This window comes from Mesorhizobium sp. M1169 (assembly GCF_040318345.1).
Lineage (GTDB): Bacteria > Pseudomonadota > Alphaproteobacteria > Rhizobiales > Rhizobiaceae > Mesorhizobium.
Window position 1 is genome coordinate 1 of the sequence record NZ_JAMYME010000095.1, and the last position, 3,189, is coordinate 3,189.

Genomic DNA, 3,189 nt, shown 5'->3' on the forward strand with positions numbered 1-3,189 from the left:
TATGCAGTAGGTGCTTGACGCCCCACTCGCGATTAGACAACCACATCAATCTCGGCTCGCACAAGGGCAAGGCCAAACGCCATCCGCAAGGCCGACGCCAAATTCTTCTTCCTGCCGAAATACTCGCCCGATCTGGACCCCATCGGGCAGCTCTTGGCCAAACTCAAACACCTGCTCAGAAAGGCCGCCAGATGCACAACCGATGCCGCTGCTACGCTATCGGCCAAATCCTCGATGCAGTCACATCAAAGGAATGCGCCAATTACGTGGCCGAAGGCGGATATGACCGGAGATAAAATAATCCAACTCCAGCGTAGTCGAAAGCAACATTAATCCGCAAAGACAAAAGCAAAAAATTGCAGACTGTAAACGTTTATTATAAGATTATACATCTCTGCGAAGCTAGAGCAAACGACATTTAACCTGGAATAACATTCTGCTTAGCGGTGATCTGATAGAGTTTTGGCGATGCCAGCCGGCCGTGCCGTAGCCTTACAGGGCGCGCGCTTTGTGCACCAGTGACGCATCCCGGCGCAAATGGCTGCGGAGCGGAACGCCTGGGAACGACTGCGGTCTCTCAACTTCGGGGGCCGGCAACCGGAGTGTCCGACCAGTTTTCTTTGGTCCCATCAATGCATTTCCAGAAGGCAGCTAAAGAGACGTTTGCGGTCGAGTTCGGTCGATTTCTCGATCAGACTGATGGTGCTGCTCAATCCGAGCAGATGTTCGACCTGTTATCTGCTTTTGCACTGCATTTTGATTGCCCTTGGATCGCCTATGGCTCTCTTGCACCCGGTCAAAATTTTTTAAACCCGGTGCGAGGCGATCCGGGGGTCAGATTGAATTATCCTGATCAATGGCAGGAGCGCTGTCTATGATAGGATAGACCCCATCATAAGAAGAGCCGAAAACGTGCAGGCGCCTTTCGATGGAGCGAGGTGTGCAACGACGCAAGCACGACTGAAAATGAACGGCGCGTTTTCGAAGAGGCTGCGACGTTCGGCTCAAGGTCAGGCATCAGTGTTCCACTGCACGGGCCTGATGGAAGCTTTGCGATCATGAGCTTCGCTCAACCATGGGAGCGCGAATTCCAAAATAGAACGATCGCTTATTTGCAACTTGCCGCGTTACATTTCCGTCTGAGGGTCACGAATTTCGCGAATTCAAGTCGCACAAAGGAATCCCCTGACCTTTCTCCAAGAGAAAAAGAATGCATCTATGGACGGCGAGAGGGAAATCGTCGTGGGAAATAGGAATATTTTAGGGATATCCGAAAGTACTACCAATTTCCTATAAAAACGCAATGCGAAAACTGGATACAGGTTAGCAGAACGGTCGCTGCCATAAAAGCAGTAAACTTCGGAATTATCGAACTGCAAGAGAGCGGCATACGATCGGTCTGTCCCGATGGGACAAGAGGCGCATCCTTACGATGAAATGCAGGTGTTCCGACATCGATTGCGCTAAGACGTTTTCTTGAACCTGCATCTTCGGGGCGCTGGCTGCGTTTGGGTGGGGCCAGATCTGGAAAGGGTCGATGGCGAGCAGTGGTGCACACATTTCGAGCTTCTAGATGATGTCAATATGCAAGCTGAATTTGACGCAAGCCGCCCGGCGATTGATCCTCGATCAAGAAAGGCGCTCAGTCGCCGTCAATTTCGAACCTCGAAACCTTCTGTAACGGGCCTTGATAAGTCAATCCCTTTTTGCGTCATCCAATCGCCGGGGTCTCGCTTCTGTACGGGGTCGGCGCCACGGCCGCCACCTGATGGGGTCTGAAGAGGATGAGGCCGACCAATCTAGGGACGCGTGGTCGCAATGCCGACGTCCGAAGTTGCGGTCTGACCTGATCGCGTCCCAGCGACGGGACCTCGCTTCGGGAGGGCCTGGTGTCGTGACCCGCCCGAATACGGTTGTTCTCCCCTTTCTCAGGCGGCTGCCGTCATCGTCCTGGCCGCCGCGTTGAAGACAGTTCCATCGGCGAGCATGCGGTGCAGGATCACCGCAAGCTTGCGCCAGCGCCACCTTGGCCTTCTTCATCCCGGCCCGCCGGGCGATCCGCATCGCCCAGCTTTTCAGCTCCGTGCAGCCCTTGAGCGGCTTCACCAGCATGATGTGGGCGGCCTCATAGAGCGCGGTGCGCACTGCGGCATCCCCGATCTTGCTGATGCGGCCGCTATAGTCGGTCTCGCCGGACTAAGGAACATTAATGCCTCGGCTTCTTCGGCAGCGATCCCGGCAGTCCCGACACCTATTGTCGAGCGACTTCCCCAGACCTTGTGGGTTGTCGGCCTCGCCTATGTAATCGGTGCGCTGATTGCTCTGCCGATCGGCATCATGTCGGCCTACAAGCAATATTCCGTGTTCGACCAAATCCGCGCCTTCCTGTCGATCATCGGCCTGCCGGTTCCGCCCTTCTTCTCGGGCGTTTTTGCCATCCTGATCTTCGCTGTCTATCCCAACTGGTTCCCGTCGATCTATAACACCAATCTCGTCGTCGACAGCTGGAGCAGCTTCGTCAAGCAGCTTCGTCAGATAATTATGCCGGTGATGGTGCTACCGGTGCAGACGACCGCACAGATTAGTCGCTATGTGCGCTCGTCCATGCTCGAATGATGGCGGGCGGGCGCATCTCTATCGCTGTCGATGTGACGGCGATGAGCATCTCGATTTTTTCTGGGCACCCTTGTCGGTCCTCGCCGGTTGTTTCAGTTCGCTTGATGGACCGCTGATGCGAGAAACAGGTCGGTATGCCGACGCGAATCGGGGAGAGGTCCATGCCGCGCCAGCCCACGACATATCAGTTCGATCTGTTCTCCAACCCGCACGATGCCGAGACCGCGCAGATGCCACCATGGCAGGCGCTGCCGGAAGAGACGCGCCTGACGCTAACAAAGCTGATGGTGCGCCTGATCCTCGATCCACGTCGACGGCGCGCGCGCCGTTCAACGGGGAGGAAGTGCGCCATGATGAATGAGAAGATCCGGCCCCACCATCTGCAGCGCAAGGCGATCCTGTATGTGCGGCAGTCCTCGGCCCATCAGGTTCTGCACAATCGTGAGAGCAGGGCCTTGCAGTATGCGATGCGCGATCGCCTGGTGGCACTCGGCTGGTCTTGCATCGAGACGGTCGATGACGATCTCGGCCGCTCTGCTGCTGGCGGTGTCGCGCGAGCGGGCTTCGATCGGA

At 56.1% G+C, this 3,189-nt stretch carries 2 protein-coding genes and 4 pseudogenes; 5 read left to right on the forward strand and 1 reads right to left on the reverse strand.

Going from position 1 to position 3,189, the window contains the following annotated elements:
• From NKH41_RS33830 to NKH41_RS33840, 3 genes and pseudogenes are all read left to right on the forward strand, one after another.
• Positions 1 to 181, forward strand: a pseudogene (locus NKH41_RS33830) (transposase); the annotation flags it as partial.
• A 421-nt stretch (positions 182 to 602) separates the two neighbouring features.
• A complete protein-coding gene (locus NKH41_RS33835) occupies positions 603 to 878 on the forward strand; it encodes a hypothetical protein (RefSeq protein ID WP_352935947.1) in 276 nt (91 codons plus the stop codon).
• Positions 879 to 899: 21 nt separating this feature from the next.
• Positions 900 to 1,253: pseudogene (locus tag NKH41_RS33840) on the forward strand (autoinducer binding domain-containing protein); the annotation flags it as partial.
• A 675-nt stretch (positions 1,254 to 1,928) separates the two neighbouring features.
• On the opposite strand, the pseudogene NKH41_RS33845 reads toward NKH41_RS33840, so the two are convergent.
• Positions 1,929 to 2,196, reverse strand: a pseudogene (locus tag NKH41_RS33845) (transposase); the annotation flags it as partial.
• Between the two features lie 81 nt (positions 2,197 to 2,277).
• Here NKH41_RS33845 and NKH41_RS33850 point away from each other — a divergent pair.
• Positions 2,278 to 2,616 carry an ABC transporter permease family protein gene (locus NKH41_RS33850; RefSeq protein WP_352935950.1) on the forward strand — a complete coding sequence of 113 codons (339 nt, stop codon included), beginning with the start codon at positions 2,278 to 2,280 and terminating at the stop codon, positions 2,614 to 2,616.
• 161 nt (positions 2,617 to 2,777) lie between these two features.
• Positions 2,778 to 3,189 (forward strand): annotated as a pseudogene (locus NKH41_RS33855) (hypothetical protein); the annotation flags it as partial.